This window comes from Enterobacter sichuanensis (assembly GCF_002939185.1).
In the GTDB taxonomy this organism is placed as follows: Bacteria; Pseudomonadota; Gammaproteobacteria; order Enterobacterales; family Enterobacteriaceae; genus Enterobacter; species Enterobacter sichuanensis.
Genome location: NZ_POVL01000049.1, coordinates 17391 through 34843 on the forward strand (window position 1 = coordinate 17391; position 17453 = coordinate 34843).

General features: G+C 51.5%; 16 protein-coding genes, 1 tRNA gene and 1 pseudogene. 13 read left to right on the forward strand and 5 right to left on the reverse strand.

Annotated features, from left to right (window positions below; genetic code table 11):
- Window positions 1-81: 81 nt before the first annotated feature.
- Window positions 82-756 carry a DUF2971 domain-containing protein gene (locus tag C5687_RS19015; RefSeq protein WP_158252225.1) on the forward strand — a complete coding sequence of 225 codons (675 nt, stop codon included), beginning with the start codon at window positions 82-84 and terminating at the stop codon, window positions 754-756.
- A 3-nt stretch (window positions 757-759) separates the two neighbouring features.
- Window positions 760-2223 (forward strand): hypothetical protein, encoded by a 1464-nt coding sequence (locus C5687_RS19020; protein WP_104557567.1) that lies wholly within the window; start codon window positions 760-762, stop codon window positions 2221-2223.
- On the opposite strand, the pseudogene C5687_RS19025 reads toward C5687_RS19020, so the two are convergent.
- The 3 genes and pseudogenes from C5687_RS19025 to C5687_RS19035 all read right to left on the reverse strand — a co-directional run bounded on the left by C5687_RS19025 (window position 2220) and on the right by C5687_RS19035 (window position 4647).
- Window positions 2220-3407, reverse strand: a pseudogene (locus C5687_RS19025) (tyrosine-type recombinase/integrase). The gene C5687_RS19020 and the pseudogene C5687_RS19025 sit on opposite strands and share 4 nt — an antisense overlap.
- Window positions 3408-3567: 160 nt before the next feature.
- Window positions 3568-3642, reverse strand: a tRNA-Arg gene (locus C5687_RS19030).
- A gap of 75 nt (window positions 3643-3717) precedes the next feature.
- Window positions 3718-4647 carry a formate/nitrite transporter family protein gene (locus C5687_RS19035; RefSeq protein ID WP_104557568.1) on the reverse strand — a complete coding sequence of 310 codons (930 nt, stop codon included), beginning with the start codon at window positions 4645-4647 and terminating at the stop codon, window positions 3718-3720.
- Window positions 4648-4962: 315 nt separating this feature from the next.
- On the opposite strand from C5687_RS19035, the gene mlaA reads away from it, so the two are divergent.
- Complete coding sequence (gene mlaA / locus C5687_RS19040) at window positions 4963-5715, forward strand: phospholipid-binding lipoprotein MlaA (RefSeq protein ID WP_025757137.1); 753 nt, start codon at window positions 4963-4965, stop codon at window positions 5713-5715.
- Window positions 5716-5759: 44 nt separating this feature from the next.
- On the opposite strand, the gene fadL is transcribed toward mlaA, so the two are convergent.
- The gene (gene fadL / locus C5687_RS19045) at window positions 5760-7082 is read right to left on the reverse strand and encodes a long-chain fatty acid transporter FadL (RefSeq protein WP_032672454.1); all 1323 of its coding nucleotides are present in this window, start codon (window positions 7080-7082) and stop codon (window positions 5760-5762) included.
- 372 nt (window positions 7083-7454) lie between these two features.
- Between fadL and C5687_RS19055 the strand changes: the two genes are divergently transcribed.
- The 4 genes from C5687_RS19055 to sixA all read left to right on the forward strand — a co-directional run bounded on the left by C5687_RS19055 (window position 7455) and on the right by sixA (window position 12129).
- Window positions 7455-7739 carry a YfcZ/YiiS family protein gene (locus C5687_RS19055; RefSeq protein WP_014832805.1) on the forward strand — a complete coding sequence of 95 codons (285 nt, stop codon included), beginning with the start codon at window positions 7455-7457 and terminating at the stop codon, window positions 7737-7739.
- A 237-nt stretch (window positions 7740-7976) separates the two neighbouring features.
- Window positions 7977-9287: an acetyl-CoA C-acyltransferase FadI gene (gene fadI, locus C5687_RS19060; RefSeq protein WP_025757139.1), complete on the forward strand. Its 1311-nt coding sequence runs from the start codon at window positions 7977-7979 to the stop codon at window positions 9285-9287.
- Window positions 9287-11434: a fatty acid oxidation complex subunit alpha FadJ gene (fadJ, locus tag C5687_RS19065; RefSeq protein WP_104557569.1), complete on the forward strand. Its 2148-nt coding sequence runs from the start codon at window positions 9287-9289 to the stop codon at window positions 11432-11434. The genes fadI and fadJ overlap by 1 nt, the downstream gene beginning before the upstream one ends.
- Window positions 11435-11643: 209 nt before the next feature.
- The gene (gene sixA / locus C5687_RS19070) at window positions 11644-12129 is read left to right on the forward strand and encodes a phosphohistidine phosphatase SixA (protein ID WP_025757141.1); all 486 of its coding nucleotides are present in this window, start codon (window positions 11644-11646) and stop codon (window positions 12127-12129) included.
- A gap of 49 nt (window positions 12130-12178) precedes the next feature.
- On the opposite strand, the gene smrB is transcribed toward sixA, so the two are convergent.
- A complete protein-coding gene (gene smrB / locus C5687_RS19075; RefSeq protein ID WP_045285802.1) occupies window positions 12179-12730 on the reverse strand; it encodes an endonuclease SmrB in 552 nt (183 codons plus the stop codon).
- Window positions 12731-12875: 145 nt separating this feature from the next.
- Here smrB and prmB point away from each other — a divergent pair, with 145 nt between their 5' ends.
- From prmB to C5687_RS19105, 6 genes are read left to right on the forward strand one after another with little or no spacing between them, the layout of a single operon-like run.
- The gene (prmB, locus tag C5687_RS19080; RefSeq protein WP_025757143.1) at window positions 12876-13808 is read left to right on the forward strand and encodes a 50S ribosomal protein L3 N(5)-glutamine methyltransferase; all 933 of its coding nucleotides are present in this window, start codon (window positions 12876-12878) and stop codon (window positions 13806-13808) included.
- A 60-nt stretch (window positions 13809-13868) separates the two neighbouring features.
- Window positions 13869-14954, forward strand: a complete 1086-nt coding sequence (gene aroC / locus C5687_RS19085) for a chorismate synthase (RefSeq protein ID WP_025757144.1) — start codon at window positions 13869-13871, stop codon at window positions 14952-14954.
- A 2-nt stretch (window positions 14955-14956) separates the two neighbouring features.
- Window positions 14957-15781 (forward strand): penicillin-insensitive murein endopeptidase, encoded by an 825-nt coding sequence (mepA, locus tag C5687_RS19090; protein ID WP_104557570.1) that lies wholly within the window; start codon window positions 14957-14959, stop codon window positions 15779-15781.
- Entirely contained in the window at window positions 15781-16590 is an 810-nt protein-coding gene (locus tag C5687_RS19095; protein WP_025757146.1) for a sulfite exporter TauE/SafE family protein, read from the forward strand. The genes mepA and C5687_RS19095 overlap by 1 nt, the downstream gene beginning before the upstream one ends.
- Window positions 16590-17135 carry an elongation factor P hydroxylase gene (locus tag C5687_RS19100; RefSeq protein ID WP_025757147.1) on the forward strand — a complete coding sequence of 182 codons (546 nt, stop codon included), beginning with the start codon at window positions 16590-16592 and terminating at the stop codon, window positions 17133-17135. Before C5687_RS19095 ends, C5687_RS19100 begins: the two co-directional genes overlap by 1 nt.
- 13 nt (window positions 17136-17148) lie before the next feature.
- On the forward strand, window positions 17149-17424 hold the full coding sequence (locus C5687_RS19105; protein ID WP_025757148.1) for a YfcL family protein: 276 nt from the start codon (window positions 17149-17151) through the stop codon (window positions 17422-17424).
- Window positions 17425-17453 lie beyond the last annotated feature (29 nt).

Here is a 17453-nt window from a genome sequence, read left to right on the forward strand (position 1 = left end):
CGTAAACGCGAAATTTGGTATTCTGTGGGGCGGAATTTTAATGATCCATTTGACTGTACGTTGAACGTACCAGTAAACCTTATGTCTGGTTCATCAATGCTTTCATTTATTCATAAAAATACCAGTGCAAAAAAACTTCTCGATGCAAAATTAATAACAACAGAACAAATTGAGCGCACTGCTTTGAATTATATTGTTCAGGCTCAACAGTTAGTTAATAGTGGGCGCATAAATGAACATCCTTTATCACCAATAATTGATATTTTATTTGCCTCTTTACAAAGAAGTTTTGTATGTTGTTTTTCAAAAAATGCAACAAATCATTTGTTATGGTCTCATTACGCTGATTCTCATAGAGGTTATTGTTTGCGATATAAAAAAGAAATTTTATTGCATGATATAAAGCCTCATTTATATGGGGATGTAGTATATGATGATACATCAATAGATATTATTTCTGCTGTTGACGATTTTTCAAATATATCGCGGGATATTATTTTTAGGAAATCTTCATGTTGGGCTTATGAAGATGAGGTAAGATTGATCCATAATGATATCGCTGAAAATGAAGCTAGTGTCAGCAAGGTTGAGGTGCATACTGAAGAAGCTCTTGATTGTGTAATACTAGGTTATAGTTTTGATATGTCAAAGCTAGATGAGTTGAAAGCTCACTTTTCAAACACTGAAATTAAATTTAAAAAAATAGTACGAAGTTCTAACAGTTACAAGTTATTTGTTTCTACGGAGTGTTATTAATATATGAAAACACCTCAAATATTCAAGATAAACAGATCTAGGTTCACTCAGAGGATTATTGACTTTGCATTCAAACATCCTAAGTTAGTCCCTGGGTATCTCCAATTTTATGCGCAAGAACATAATTCGGCTAGTGAGTGGATGAAAAAGAAAAAGGAAGAAAAACCCCAGTATTCATCCATATCGCTGTTCGAGGGGGATTTGCATTGGAAGGCTATCTCTTATTCAATGCTAATTAATGATGATGAATTAAAAAACTTGAAAAAATGGGCTGAAAAAAAATCATTATTTGTAGATGGAGTAAGAAATAGGAGTATTGAATCAAGAACATTCGATAATAATTCAGGTTGGGTGAATATAGGTTATATAAGAATAAATCACGATGGTTACACGGATGGGTTTAATCCATTTTACATTAAGGATGAATATTTTAATGGTGTTAATATTTCTCTTACTAAATATTCAGCGGGGCTGTCCTTCCTCACATTCTACATAATGCTTAAGGAGGAGGTTTCGGGAGAAGTTAAGCATGTTAATGTGCCTGTGATGAATGACTTCTTAGAGCTTGATACCTTCAATATATTTTCAAGAAAGAATGTAGGGTTAAAGTTAAAGAGTTATCACGAATTTTCCAAGGATATTTTGATGGATAAGATGGTTTGTATCGAAAATTCATCGAGGAATTTTATCTATGCGGTGCTAAAAGAAATAAAAATTAATAAGCAGGAGGACGAAATATGTTGTGTAAGTGATTTCTACCTCAATCAAGAATCCCCATATTTTGATCGTGATGCAAAAAGTGATAATGGAAATTTAAATATCTACATTAGAAGGCAGATGGTTTTTTGGGAGTCGAAAATTTCTACCAATAGGCTAGAATCATTTATAAATGAACATTTTCATAGTATAAAAGGTTTTGATTGGTTCTATTTGTATTGCTTTCCAGAAGAGAAAATGAATCAATATAATAATTTTAAAAAAGATATTATCTATAATTCAGATTCACATTTGGCTATTACTCCCCTTTTCCTTATAAGAAAGAAAATTGATTATCTTAGTAAGTATATAAATGATACTAAACTGCATAAAGCTAACCTTTCGCTGGAGGTGCTTCATGAAAGGTTGTTCTTAGTTTCTTATCAACTTGAAATAATACTTCTGTGGCTAAAGTCATTAAAGAGTGATATGGATTTTAATTTGAAAAAAGAATACTTGGAAAACGCTAGTTTTCAGATTGAAAATCTAACCGATAGATCGGAAAAATTAAAAGGGATTACAGGTGCAATATATTCCTTGTCAGAGAACAGAATCCAAGTTAACAACGTTAAATATAATAAGAGATTATCTTGGGTTGTATTGTTTTTTGCTCTTGTTCAAATAGTTCTAGCTGCAATGGCGATTGATCCATCAAAGAAGGAAGCATGGTATTATCCATTGATTTTATGGATTAAACATCATATAAGTTAATCTTCTAATGAGCCTGAAAAATTATATATAAAATTGCCATACCATTGCATCATTGTTTTTCGATGACTTAAATAAAGCGCATGATTGTAAGTACCTCGGATAGAGTTCTTGTCAACATGCGCAATCTGCATTTCAATCCATGCGCTTTCGAAACCATGCTCATGCAAAATAGTACTCATAGTATGCCTGAATCCATGGCCTGTTAAGCGGCCATGATAGCCAAGGAGCTTTATTACTTTATTGATGCTGGCTTCACTCATCGGCTTCCTGACATCATTGCGGCCAGGGAAAACATGGCTGTAATTTCCAGTAATTACTTGCAGCTGCCTCAGGATGCTGAGCGCTTGAGTAGATATAGGAACAAGATGAGGACGGCGTTTCTTCATTCGCTCTTTGGGGATCTCCCATAAGGCATTTTCTAAGTCAAATTCCACCCATTCTGCAGCTCGTAGTTCGATTGTGCGCACCCCTGTTAGCATCAGTAGCTGTGTTGCATATTTGGTTACTAAACTGCCTTGATAGTTTTCCACAGCGCTTACAAAAGTAGGTAACTCACTTTCACTGAGGAAAGGGAAATGCTGCTTTTTCGGTTTGTTGAGTGCGATCGCCAAATCTGGGGCAAAGTTATACTTTGCTCGCCCGGTAGCGACTGCATATCTTAGAACTTCACCGCAGCGGCGACGTATTTTGCTGGTTTGCTCAAGCGCGCCTCTTTTTTCGATCTTTTGCAGAACGGTGAGCAGCTCCAAAGGTTCGATTTGTTCGATTGGACGTTGGCCGATGAACGGGAAAATATCTTTTTCCATGCAATTAAGTGCTTCATTTGCGTAGCCCTCAGACCAGGTTGCCGTTTTGGATGTGTGCCATTCCCTCGCTACAGATTCAAAGCTGTTTGCATGAGCAAACTGTAACGCAATTTTTTCTGCCTTTCTGGCTTCACTGGGGTTGACCCCTTTGGCCAACATCGAACGAGCTTCGTCGCGTTTAGCACGCGCCTGCGCAAGCGATACATCACCGTACACGCCAAAGGAAATCATCTACGGCTTGCCTGCAAAGCGGTAGCGATAACGCCAGCTTTTACTGCCTGATGTGTCGATAAGAAGTGACAACCCCATGCCATCGTTCAACGTATAGGGCTTATCCTTTGGTTTTGCTCGTTTTATTTGGATGTCAGATAGCAGCATGTGTATAGAAAAAAGATCGAACTCAGTTATACACAATCTTATACGCAAAGATGTATAGATTCTATTAGAAATAATGGCACTTTACTGGACGAACAAGATTAGTGATTAGGATTTAAATCAGTTAGTTATGGAAGTTATTAGACTTGCTGAGATGTAGCTATGGTGTCCCCTGCAGGAATCGAACCTGCAACTAGCCCTTAGGAGGGGCTCGTTATATCCATTTAACTAAGGGGACGAGGCGGCACGAGTATAGCGTTATTTACACTTTGCGTTAAGCGCATCGCCGCCTGACTGCTCAAAGAGTCACCATTCAGGTCGATTTTTTTGTCGGTTTATCATCATTTTCCCGCGCCTTACGCTCAGCTTTGCGTTTGTTAGACATGTCGTTACGGATTTGAGCATGGCTTAACAGTGCGAAAATAAACGTCCCGCCGCAGATATTTCCCGCCAGCGTCGGCAGGGCGAACGGCCAGAAAAAATCGCTCCAGTGCAGCGTACCGTTAAAGACCAGATAGAGGATCTCCACGGTACCGACCACAATGTGCGTGGTGTCGGCCAGCGCGATCAGCCAGGTCATCAGGATGATCACCACAATTTTTGCGCTACCGGCAGAAGGAAACATCCAGACCATCGTGGCGATAATCCAGCCGGAGATGATGGCGTTTGAGAACATTTCGACGGGCGTGTTTTTCATCACGTCCATGCCGATTTTCACAAATGCGTCCCGGGTGGGTTCATCAAAAATGGGCATATATTCAAACGCCCAGGCCGCGATGCCGGTACCGATGATGTTGCCCAGCAGCACCACGCTCCACAGACGCATTAACAGACCGAAATTGCCGAGGGTAGGGTTTTGCATCACCGGCAGAACGGCGGTGACAGTGTTTTCGGTAAACAGCTGCTGGCGAGCCATAATGACGATAATAAAACCAAAGGTATAGCCGAGGTTCTCCAGTAAAAAGCCTCCGGGCACACCTTCCAGCTGAACATGAAATATCCCTTTTGCGAGCAGGGACGCCCCCATTGACAGACCCGCAGCGATAGCCGACCAGAAGAGGGCCATAGCATCGCGCTCCATCTCTTTTTCGCCATCCTGGCGTATATGTTCGTGGATGGCCATCGCGCGGGAAGGGAGGCGATCCTCATCAATTTCTATCTTCTCGCCGCGCGCTTTCTCCTCGCTTTCAATTTCAATCTCCTCATTACTCTCGCCAATTTTTTCTTCACCCACTTCTTTCATATCTGCTCCCGGAGGTTGATCTTTCTTTAAAGCGTAGCGGCTTTTATCCGGATGCCTGTGGGGATGGTCTTAAATTGGTGGCAATGACAACAAAGGTGATACATCTCTTTCAAAGACATTATAAAATTGCCAGCGAAACGAATTCCAAAAGCCAGGCTATGCTGAGATCAGAGTCACGGTGGTTACTGCCCGTAATTGTGCTCATAGACATCGGTAAACGTGCTGTTACAATCGCTTGCACGTTTACAGACGGAGCGTCAACGGCTCCGTTACGGATGGCAATCAATGATAGCCATACTGAACAGGGAGATTTTTATGAAACTTCGGCTGTCGGCGCTTGCGCTGGGCGCGACGATGCTTGTGGGCTGCGCCAGCTCCGGGGAGCAAACGGGACGCTCCGATCCTCTCGAAGGATTTAACCGCTCCATGTATAACTTCAACTACAACGTGCTGGACCCGTATGTGGTTCGTCCGGTGGCTGTAGCATGGCGCGATTATGTTCCACAACCTGCGCGTAATGGGTTAAGTAACTTTACCAGCAACCTCGAAGAACCTGCGGTCATGGTGAACTACTTCCTGCAGGGTGACCCGTATCAGGGGATGGTCCACTTTACTCGCTTCTTCCTGAACTCCATATTGGGGATGGGTGGCTTTATCGATGTTGCCGGCATGGCTAACCCGAAACTGCAGCGTGAACAGCCGCACCGTTTCGGCAGCACGCTGGGACATTATGGCGTCGGGTATGGTCCCTACGTGCAATTACCGTTCTACGGTAGCTTTACTCTCCGTGATGACGGCGGCGATATGGTGGATACGCTGTATCCGGTCCTGTCGTGGCTGACCTGGCCGCTGTCGGTGGGTAAATGGACGGTGGAAGGGATTGAAACCCGCGCGCAACTGCTCGACTCCGACGGTCTGCTGCGTCAGTCTTCTGACCCGTACATTATGGTGCGTGAAGCGTACTTCCAGAATCATGACTTTATTGCAAACGGCGGTAAGCTGAAACCGGAAGAGAATCCAAACGCGAAGGCGATCGAGAACGAACTAAAAGATATCGATTCGGAGTAAATAAAAAAGGTGAGCGATGCTCACCTTTTTCAATTCCTGCGCGATTAGAACGCGTAGTTGAAGTTCATACCATACAGCCAGGCTTTACCTTCGGAAGAGAACTCATACGGACCTTCTTTGAAGGAAACTTTTTGACCGTGCATATAAGAGATACCGGCGTCAATTGAGGCATCCTTATTGAAGGCATAGGTCGCACCTGCGCTCAGCCAGAAACGGTCCTGATCCGGAATAGAGATGGAGCGCTTGTCGGCAGGAACCGGGCTGTCATCGAAGGCAATACCGGTACGGAACGTCCAGTTATCATCCATATAGTAGGTGGTCCCCAGCGCGATGCGGTAAGCGTCGCGGAAGCTTTCATCTTTATAGAAGAGCGTGTCGCCCTTGCTGTTGGTCGCCTTCAGCTCCTGGAACTGGCTCCAGCTGGTGTAGGTCAGGCTATAGTGGATCGCCCACTGCGGTGCCACGCGGTTATAACCGGACAGCTCCCACATTTCCGGCAGGTGCAGGCTCAGAGAACCACCCGTGGTACTGCCGTTGGTACCCAACGGCAGGCCGAAGTTGCCGAGGATCTGGTTATAGGCGGAAGGCAGGCTGCTCTTGTAATCGCCATCAAAGTCGATTTTTACTTCGGAACGGTAGGTAAAGCCGTAACGGTTGTTCTTATCGAGTTCGTACAGGATACCGGCGTTCCAGCCGAAGCCCCATTCGTCACCCTTCAGATAAGCAATCTGGGTGTCTGCCGGAATGCCCGCCACTTGCTGCGCCAGTGGTGGTGGCAGTGCGCCTGAACCCGCGACGATTTTGCCCAGATCACCTGCATAGCGCTCGATTTTCGCTTTGGCGTACACCGCATCAAAGCCCACGCCGAAGCTCCAGTGGCTGTCCAGACGGTAAGCGCCACTCAGGTTCAGGTTCAGGGTTTCAAGGTCAGTTTTACCACCGTAGGCACCTGCTGCGTAGTTATCACCAAACTCGGTCGCTAAACCGTAGTTAGAGGTCACGGAGGCACCCCAGCCAAACTGGTCATTTATAGGCGCCACGAAATGCAGGTTTGGCACCCACGCCGTTGGCGCGATGTTATCTGAATTCAGGCTGGCACCGGTAGGTGAACGGCCCGTAATATCAACGCCCGGGTCGACGAAAATCGCCCCGGCAGAGAAGGTTGGACGATCAAACATCATGATCAATGCCGGGTTACGACTCGCGTTACCCGCATCATCAGCAATAGCACCTTCCCCTGAATACGCGCGGCCAAGGCCAGAGGAAGAAAATTCGTTTAACTGAAAGCCCGCTGACCAGGCGGAAGTAGAGACGATTGCCACTGCGACTGCCAGCGCAGTTTTGTTGAACAGGGTTTTCTGGCTCATGACCATAACCTCATTGAGTTATTTTTATTCAATAATTGTTACATACCGTAACAGGAGCGCGAAGTGTAGGGTCTGAGGTATGACAGACAAATCAGACCAGTGGCGTGAGTATAGGTCCGACCAGCATGAATGTTGCAAGTTTGTTTATTAATATTTTCAAACATGTTTCACGAAACGAGATCTGGTTGGCAAAATTGTGACCATCACAACTCACCCAAAAGGGTGGTTTTTGTTTTAGATCATTTTTTAGTGTGATATTGGTCACTTATCCGCTTTTACGCCATTAACGGCTGGAGAGCGCCCGCGCCGGGGCGTAAAATATCAGCATCGTGTTTATCTCGCGCGCTGCGCGAATACAGAGGAAATTGAGCTATGAGTAAATGCAGTGCTGATGAAACCCCGGTTTGCTGCTGTATGGATGTTGGCACCATCATGGACAACTCCGATTGCACCGCCTCTTACAGCCGTGTATTCACCAACCGTGCCGAAGCGGAAGAGACTCTGGCCGCGCTGAGCAAGCGTGCCCGTGACGTCGAATCCGATCCGTGCGAAATCAAGTCTACCTTCACTGAAGTAGACGGCGGCGTGAAGCTGGATATCGATTTTGTCTTCGCCTGCGAAGCCGAAACGCTGATTTTCCAGCTGGGTCTGCGTTAATTTCTGCGGCCTGATGCCCTCACCCCGACCCTCTCCCACGGGAGAGGGCGCAAACATTAAAAACGGTAACCTACGGGTTACCGTTTTGCTTTTACCTCAGGGCATTTTTCTTTTTCTTCTCTGTGTTTTAGCTCGCACTTTTTCGTTTCCCCGATTGGCTGAATGTAAAAAAATGGTTAAGACTATTATCAGGTCAGACCACTTAACGTTTGCGAAAATTTTTTACAGGGGAGTGTTATGAGTCAGGCATTACCGCTTATTACCCGTCAGGGCGACCGTATTGCCATCGTCAGTGGGTTGCGCACGCCATTTGCTCGTCAGGCTACGGCGTTTCACGGCATACCGGCTGTTGACCTGGGGAAAATGGTAGTGGGGGAGATGCTGGCTCGCAGCGAAATTCCGCCTGAGGTCATCGAACAACTGGTTTTCGGCCAGGTAGTGCAGATGCCGGAAGCCCCCAATATTGCACGAGAAATTGTTCTCGGGACCGGGATGAACGTTCATACCGATGCCTACAGCGTCAGCCGCGCCTGTGCAACCAGTTTCCAGGCCGTGGCTAACGTCGCAGAAAGCCTGATGGCGGGTACGATCCGCGCCGGGATTGCAGGTGGGGCGGACTCCTCTTCGGTACTGCCGATTGGGGTCAGCAAAAAGCTGGCGCGCATCCTGGTGGATGCCAACAAAGCCCGCACGACCGGGCAGAAACTGAAACTTTTCTCGCGTTTACGCCTGCGCGATCTCCTGCCTGTGCCACCTGCCGTCGCGGAATATTCCACCGGCCTGCGCATGGGCGATACCGCCGAGCAGATGGCCAAAACGTACGGCATTACCCGCGAACAGCAGGATGCCCTGGCGCATCGTTCACATCAGCTTGCGGCAAAAGCCTGGTCGGAAGGGAAACTCACCGACGAGGTCATGACCGCCTATATTCCTCCTTTCCGTGAACCGCTCGCGGAGGATAACAATATTCGCGGCACCTCGACGCTGGCGGATTACGCAAAACTGCGCCCAGCATTTGACCGTAAACACGGTACGGTAACGGCGGCTAACAGTACGCCACTGACGGACGGGGCCGCAGCCGTGATCCTGATGACCGAATCCCGCGCGAAAGAGCTTGGGATCACGCCTCTGGGCTATTTACGCAGCTATGCTTTCACCGCCATTGATGTCTGGCAGGACATGCTGCTGGGCCCGGCATGGTCCACGCCGCTGGCGCTGGATCGCGCGGGGCTGACGCTGGCGGATTTAACCCTGATTGACATGCACGAAGCGTTTGCCGCGCAAACCCTGGCTAACGTACAGCTGCTGGCAAGCGAGCGTTTTGCGCGCGACGTGCTGGGCCGCGCGCACGCCACCGGTGAAGTGGACCAGAGTAAATTCAACGTGCTGGGGGGCTCTATTGCCTACGGTCATCCGTTTGCGGCGACCGGGGCGAGGATGATCACCCAAACACTCCATGAGTTACGCCGTCGTGGCGGCGGTTTTGGTCTCGTCACCGCCTGTGCGGCGGGCGGGCTGGGTGCAGCAATGGTTCTGGAGGCTGAATAATGGAAATGACATCTGCATTTAACCTGACGGTTCGCCTCGATAACGTCGCTGTGATAACCATTGATGTCCCTGATGAAAAGATGAATACCCTGAAGGCCGAGTTTGGCACTCAGGTGCGCGCGATGCTAAAGCAGATCCGCGAAAACAAGGCCATTCGCGGTCTGGTATTTATCTCTGCCAAGCCGGACAACTTTATTGCCGGGGCCGACATTAACATGATCGCCCGGGCGCAAAGCGCGCTGGATGCTGAAGAGCTGGCGCGTCAGGGCCAGCAGGTGATGGCGGAGATCAACAGCCTGCCAATCCCGGTTATTGCTGCGATCCACGGGGCGTGTCTGGGCGGTGGGCTGGAGCTGGCGCTGGCCTGCCATAGCCGCATCTGTACCGACGATGCGAAAACTGTTTTAGGCCTTCCTGAAGTGCAGCTTGGCCTGCTGCCTGGCTCTGGCGGAACGCAGCGTCTGCCGCGCCTGGTGGGCGTCAGCACGGCGCTGGAGATGATCTTAACCGGTAAGCAGTTACGTGCTCGCCAGGCGCTAAAAGCCGGTCTGGTGGATGACGTCGTGCCGCACGCCATTTTGCTGGAGGCCGCCGTTGAGCTTGCGCTGAAAGGGCGTCAGGCAAAACGTCCTCTGCCGGTACGCGAGCGCGTGCTCGCCGGGCCACTGGGGAGAACGCTGCTGTTCAGGATGGTGGGCAAAAAGACCGAACAGAAAACCAAAGGTAACTATCCGGCGGCAAAGCGGATCCTGGAGGTTATTGAAACCGGGCTGTCCCAGGGAACCAGTAGCGGCTATGCCGCTGAGGCCAAAGCCTTTGGCGAACTGGCGATGACGCCACAGTCACAGGCATTGCGCAGCATCTTCTTCGCCAGCACCGATGTGAAAAAAGATCCCGGCAGCGAGGCGCAACCCGCGCCGCTGCACGCCATTGGCGTGCTGGGCGGCGGCCTTATGGGCGGCGGTATCTCTTTTGTTACCGCAAGCAAAGGCAAATTGCCTGTAAGGATCAAAGACATCTCTGCGAAAGGGATCAACCACGCGCTGCAGTACAGCTGGCAGAACCTTGATCAAAAGGTAAAACGTCGCCATATCAGAGCCAGCGAGCGTGATAAAATACTGGCGTTGATCTCCGGCACGACGGATTACCGCGGTTTTGCCCACCGCGATGTCGTGATTGAAGCCGTGTTTGAAGACCTGGCGCTTAAGCAGCAAATGGTCGCTGACGTTGAGCAACATTGCGCGCCGCATACCATTTTTGCCTCAAACACGTCGTCTTTACCGATTGGCGATATTGCGGCAAAGGCCGGGCGTCCGGAGCAGTTGATAGGCCTGCACTTTTTCAGCCCGGTAGAAAAAATGCCGCTGGTAGAGGTGATCCCGCATGCCGCAACCAGCCCGCAAACCATCGCCACCGTCGTGAAACTGGCCAAAATGCAGGGTAAGACGCCGATCGTCGTCGCAGACAAAGCCGGTTTTTACGTCAACCGCATTCTGGCACCCTATATTAATGAAGCGATGCGGCTGCTGACGGAAGGCGAGAAAATCGAGCATGTCGACGAGGCGCTGGTGAAGTTTGGTTTCCCCGTTGGCCCAATCCAACTTTTGGATGAGGTGGGAATAGACACCGGCACTAAAATTATACCTGTGCTGGAAGCGGCCTATGGAGATCGTTTTAGCCCACCTGCAAACATTGTTTCTGCAATTTTGAAGGACGATCGCAAAGGCAGAAAAAATGAACGCGGTTTCTATCTTTACGGTGCGAAAGGGCGTAAAAGCAGAAAACAGGTCGACCCTTCGGTTTATGGGCTTATTTCGACCACCGGTCAGGGAAAATTGTCCGCCGTTCAGTGTGCTGAACGTTGCGTGATGATGATGCTCAATGAAGCGGCGCGCTGCTTCGGTGAGCAGGTGATCAAGAGCGCGCGCGATGGCGACATCGGCGCGGTATTTGGCATAGGTTTCCCGCCGTTCCTTGGCGGCCCGTTCCGTTACATGGATACGCTCGGCGCGGGTGAAGTGGTTGCAATCCTGCAACGTCTGGCTTCGCAATATGGCCCCCGGTTTACACCGTGTGACGAATTATTGCAGATGGCGGAGCGGGGCCAGACATTTTGGTCCGCAAGGGAAACTGACCTCGTAAACTGAGGTCAAAGAAGGGTAAATCCTGAAGTGAATGAACCTGTTCTGGCGATTTTGTAAACAGAGATTGACTATACTTACGCCATTGAGGTAAAAAACAGCGTTTCATTCACCGAATGGATCAGGCACAATGCCCGGCCATCGGGTTTTCTACCTCTCAGCATTTATCGCGGGTAGTTAACGCCGGTGATTCTGGTTAACAAAAGCGGTGCAATATGCAAGTTTTTATCATGCGTCACGGCGACGCGGCACTCGATGCCGCCAGTGACTCAGTACGTCCTTTGACCGTCTGTGGCTGCGACGAATCTCGTCTGATGGCGACCTGGCTTAAAGGTCAAAAAGTGGACATCGAACGCGTTCTGGTGAGTCCGTTCCTGCGTGCAGAACAGACGCTGGAAGTGGTAGGGGAGTGTATGAACCTGCCAGCCAGTGTGGATGTTCTTCCTGAACTCACCCCATGTGGCGATGTCGGCCTTGTCAGCGCTTATCTTCAGGCGCTGTGCAATGAGGGTGTCGCCTCCGCGCTGGTCATTTCCCACCTGCCACTGGTTGGCTATCTGGTATCTGAACTGTGCCCGGGCGAAACCCCGCCGATGTTCACGACATCTGCCATTGCCAATGTTTCTCTCGACGAAACGGGTAAAGGTGTCTTCAACTGGCAAATGAGTCCGTGCAACCTGAAGATGGCAAAAGCCATCTGACGTGACGTGCGATAGCGCGGGGGCGCAAACTCTGCCTCCCGCCGTCCTGTCAGGGTAATTCTGGCGGTTGCCACTCTTCCACTTCAATCAACACCAGTAATGCGGCATCACCGCCGTACTCTTTGGGTGCCTGATGAAATGCCATCACGTGTGGATGCTGAGCCAGCCACAGCGGTGTCTGTTGCTTCAGAATATGTTTACCGTGGCCATGCATCACGCAGGCGCAAAACACATGTTCGCGGCGACAGGCTGCGATCAGTGCGCCCAACTCCTGTTTGGCCTGCATCTGCGTTAATCCGTGCAGATCGAGAAACAGCTCAGGCGAATAATCCCCACGGCGTAATTTTTTCAGCTCAAAATGGCTGACGTCTTCACGTACATACTTCACAGCCCCTTGCGTGTTGAGCAGTGGCTGAAATTCATCTGAAAAATAGTGGCTGTTATCGGCCTGCTCCTGCAACAGTCTTTTGACCGGCACTTCGGAAATTTTCTTGCGCATCGGACGGTGGACGAGGGTGTCCTGCTTGATTTGGCGCGTGCCTGTCATCAGCTGGCGGAAGAGCGCCTGATCCTCCTCGCTGAGCGATGTTTTCTTTTTCATTCGTCATTCTCATCTCGTATTTCCAATAGTGTACCCGACTAAACGCATTTTTTAACCTCAAGCGCGACGCGTCATTGCTGATTTATCGCCGTCTTCATGGCAAACTAGCCGCCGAAAATTATGCGAGCATGCCCTGGAGGAAAGAGTGGATAAAATATTTGTCGATGAAGCAGTAAACGAGCTGCATACCATACAGGACATGTTGCGCTGGTCGGTTAGCCGCTTCAGCGCCGCCAATATCTGGTACGGTCACGGTACCGATAACCCGTGGGATGAGGCCGTGCAGCTGGTACTGCCATCCCTCTACCTGCCGCTGGATATTCCGGAAGATATGCGCACCGCGCGTCTGACCTCCAGCGAAAAACACCGTATCGTTGAGCGCGTGATCCGCCGCGTAAACGAGCGTATTCCGGTCGCCTACCTGACCAACAAAGCCTGGTTCTGCGGCCACGAGTTCTATGTCGATGAACGCGTGCTGGTGCCGCGCTCGCCGATTGGTGAGCTGATCAACAACCACTTTGAAGGCCTGATCGGCCATCAGCCGCAGCACATTCTGGATATGTGTACCGGCAGCGGCTGTATTGCCATTGCCTGCGCTTATGCCTTCCCGGAAGCGGAAGTCGACGCCGTCGATATCTCCACCGACGCGCTGGCCGTGACCGAGCACAACATTGAAGAGCACGGCCTGATCCATCACGTTACGCCAATTCGCTCTGACCTGTTCCGCGACCTGCCGACGCTGCAGTACGATCTGATCGTCACTAACCCGCCGTACGTTGATGCGGAAGATATGTCCGATCTGCCGAGTGAATATCGTCACGAGCCGGAGCTGGGTCTGGCGTCAGGCTCTGACGGCCTGAAGCTGACCCGCCGCATTCTGGCCTGCGCGCCGGATTATCTCACCGACGACGGCGTTCTGATTTGTGAAGTGGGCAACAGCATGGTACATCTGATAGAGCAGTACCCGGATGTGCCGTTCACCTGGCTTGAGTTCGACAACGGCGGTGACGGCGTCTTTATGCTGACCAAAGCGCAGCTGCTCGACGCGCGCGAACACTTCAGCATCTATAAAGATTAATCCAGCGGGCTTCGGCCCGTTTCACAACGCTCAAACACAAACAACAACATCGGAGCCGTGATGGCAGGAAACAGTATTGGACAGGTATTCCGGGTGACCACGTTTGGTGAGTCGCACGGGCTGGCACTGGGCTGTATCGTTGATGGCGTACCGCCAGGTATAGAACTGACCGAAGCAGATTTACAGCACGACCTTGACCGTCGTCGTCCGGGCACCTCTCGCTACACCACGCAGCGTCGCGAGCCGGACCAGGTCAAAATTCTCTCCGGCGTTTTTGAAGGCCGCACCACCGGCACCAGCATTGGTCTGCTGATCGAAAATACCGATCAGCGCTCCCAGGACTACGGCGCCATCAAAGACGTCTTCCGTCCGGGTCACGCTGATTACACCTACGAACAAAAATACGGCTTTCGCGACTATCGCGGCGGCGGACGCTCATCGGCACGCGAAACCGCGATGCGCGTGGCGGCAGGGGCCATTGCCAAGAAATACCTGCAGCAGAAATTCGGCATCGTTATTCGCGGCTGTCTGACCCAGATGGGCGACATTCCGCTGGCGATCAAAGACTGGGATCAGGTCGAGCAAAACCCGTTCTTCTGTGCTGACGCCGACAAGCTTGAAGCGCTGGATGAACTGATGCGCGGCCTGAAGAAAGAGGGCGACTCCATTGGCGCGAAAGTGACCGTGGTGGCCGATGGCGTCCCGGCGGGCTGGGGCGAGCCGGTATTTGACCGCCTCGACGCCGACATCGCTCACGCGCTGATGAGCATCAACGCGGTGAAGGGCGTTGAAATTGGCGACGGTTTTGACGTGGTATCCCTGCGCGGCAGCCAGAACCGCGATGAAATTACTGCACAGGGCTTCCAGAGCAACCACGCGGGCGGCATTCTGGGCGGGATCAGCAGCGGGCAGCAGATTATTGCCAATATCGCGCTGAAGCCAACCTCCAGCATTACCGTGCCGGGCCACACGATTAACCGCGATGGCGAAGAAGTTGAGATGATCACCAAAGGACGTCACGATCCGTGCGTGGGGATCCGCGCGGTACCGATCGCAGAAGCGATGCTGGCGATCGTGCTGATGGATCACTTCCTGCGCCAGCGCGCGCAGAACGCGGATGTGACGACCACCATTCCACGCTGGTAAACATGAAAAAAACCGCAATTGCTCTGCTGGCGCTGCTGACCAGTGGAGCCAGTCTGGCCGCGACGCCATGGCAAAAAATCACCCACCCGGTGGCGGGGAGCGCCCAGTCTATTGGCGCTTTTTCGAACGGATGTATCGTCGGTGCTCAGGAGCTGCCTCTGCAGTCCGATACCTACCAGGTGATGCGCACCGATCAGCGACGCTATTTCGGCCACCCGGACCTGGTGCTATTCATCCAGCGTCTGGGAAATCAGGTGCATAATCTGGGGCTGGGCACGATGCTGATTGGCGATATGGGGATGCCTGCCGGCGGTCGTTTTAACGGTGGACACGCCAGTCACCAGACCGGACTGGATGTCGATATCTTCCTGCAGCTGCCGAAAGCGCGCTGGAGTTCAGCCCAGTTGCTGAAACCGCAGGCGCTGGATCTGGTGTCGAGCGACGGTAAGCGCGTTGTGCCCTCACTGTGGACGCCGGATATCTTCAGCCTGATTAAGCTGGCGGCAAAAGATAACGACGTTACGCGGATCTTCGTCAACCCGGCTATCAAGCAACAGCTGTGCCTCGATGAGAGAACCGATCGCGACTGGTTGCGCAAAGTGCGCCCGTGGTTCCAGCATCGCGCGCATATGCACGTTCGTCTGCGTTGCCCGGCAAACAGCCTGGAATGTGAAGATCAGCCGTTGCCTCCGCCAGGCGATGGCTGTGGTGCGGAACTGCAAAGCTGGTTTGAACCGGCAAAACCTGGAACCTCTAAGCCTGAGAAGAAGACACCGCCTCCGTTGCCGCCTTCCTGCCAGGCGCTACTGGATGAGCATGTACTTTAATGGATAATTTCGTCGATCTGTTTATGGTGTCACCGCTGCTGCTGGTGGTGCTGTTCTTTGTGGCTATGCTGGCCGGTTTCATTGATGCCCTTGCGGGCGGGGGCGGGTTGTTAACCGTACCCGCGCTGCTGGCGGCGGGCATGAGTCCGGCGCAGGCGCTGGCGACCAACAAGCTCCAGGCCTGTGGCGGCTCGCTTTCCGCGTCGCTCTATTTTATTCGCCGCAAGGTCGTCAATCTTGCCGACCAGAAGCTCAATATTCTGATGACCTTTATCGGCTCGACGTCGGGCGCGCTGCTGGTTCAGCACGTGCAGTCCGATATTCTGCGCCAGATCCTGCCGGTTCTGGTCATCTGCATCGGCCTTTACTTCTTGCTGATGCCAAAGCTCGGGGAAGAAGATCGTCAGCGTCGTCTGCACGGTTTGCCGTTTGCCCTGATTGCCGGCGGCTGCGTGGGGTTCTACGACGGTTTCTTTGGCCCGGGCGCAGGCTCGTTTTACGCGCTGGCGTTTGTGACGCTGGCCGGGTTTAACCTCGCCAAATCTACCGCCCATGCCAAAGTGCTCAACGCCACCTCGAACGTCGGCGGCCTGCTGCTGTTTATCATTGGCGGTAAGGTCATCTGGGCAACCGGCTTTGTGATGATGGCAGGGCAGTTCCTCGGGGCGCGTGCAGGCTCGCGTCTGGTGTTAAGCAAAGGACAAAAACTGATTCGCCCGATGATCGTTATCGTCTCGGCGGTAATGAGCGCCAAACTGCTTTATGACAGCCATGGACAGGAGATCCTCACCTGGTTGGGGATGAACTAATGAACAGTACGCATAAATACGAACAGCTGATTGAGATTTTTGACGGCTGTTTTGCTGAAGATTTTAATACCCGTCTGATTAAAGGCGACGACGAACCGATCTATCTTCCTGCTGATGCCGAGGTTCCGTATCACCGTATCGTGTTCGCGCACGGCTTCTACGCCAGCGGTCTGCACGAGATTTCGCACTGGTGCATCGCAGGGAAAGCGCGTCGCGAACTGGTGGATTTCGGTTACTGGTACTGCCCGGACGGACGTGACGCCGCTACGCAGGGGCAGTTTGAAGATGTGGAAGTGAAACCGCAGGCGCTGGAGTGGCTGTTCTGCGTGGCGGCGGGTTTCCCGTTCAACGTCAGCTGCGACAACCTTGAAGGCGACTTCGAGCCGGACCGTATTGTTTTCCAGCGCCGCGTACACGCGCAGGTGATGACATATCTTGAGAACGGCATTCCGGAACGTCCGGCACGCTTAATCAAGGCGTTACAGAATTATTACCACACGCCGGAGATCACGGCGGAATGCTTCCCTTGGCCGGAAGATCTTTAACAGAGGAAAGAAGATGATCGCAGAATTTGAATCACGCATTCTGGCGTTAATTGATGACATGGTGGAACACGCCAGCGATGATGAGCTGTTCGCCAGCGGTTATCTGCGTGGTCACCTGACGCTGGCTATTGCTGAGCTGGAGGCCGGGGACGATCACTCTGCCGAGGCCGTTCACGATGAAGTCACCCGTAGTCTGGAGAAAGCTATTCAGGCAGGAGAACTCTCTCCGCGCGACCAGTCTCTGGTGCTGGGCATGTGGGATAACCTGTTCCAGCAGGCTAAACGCTAAGCGCCTTCTCTTCCCTCTCCCCTTTGGGG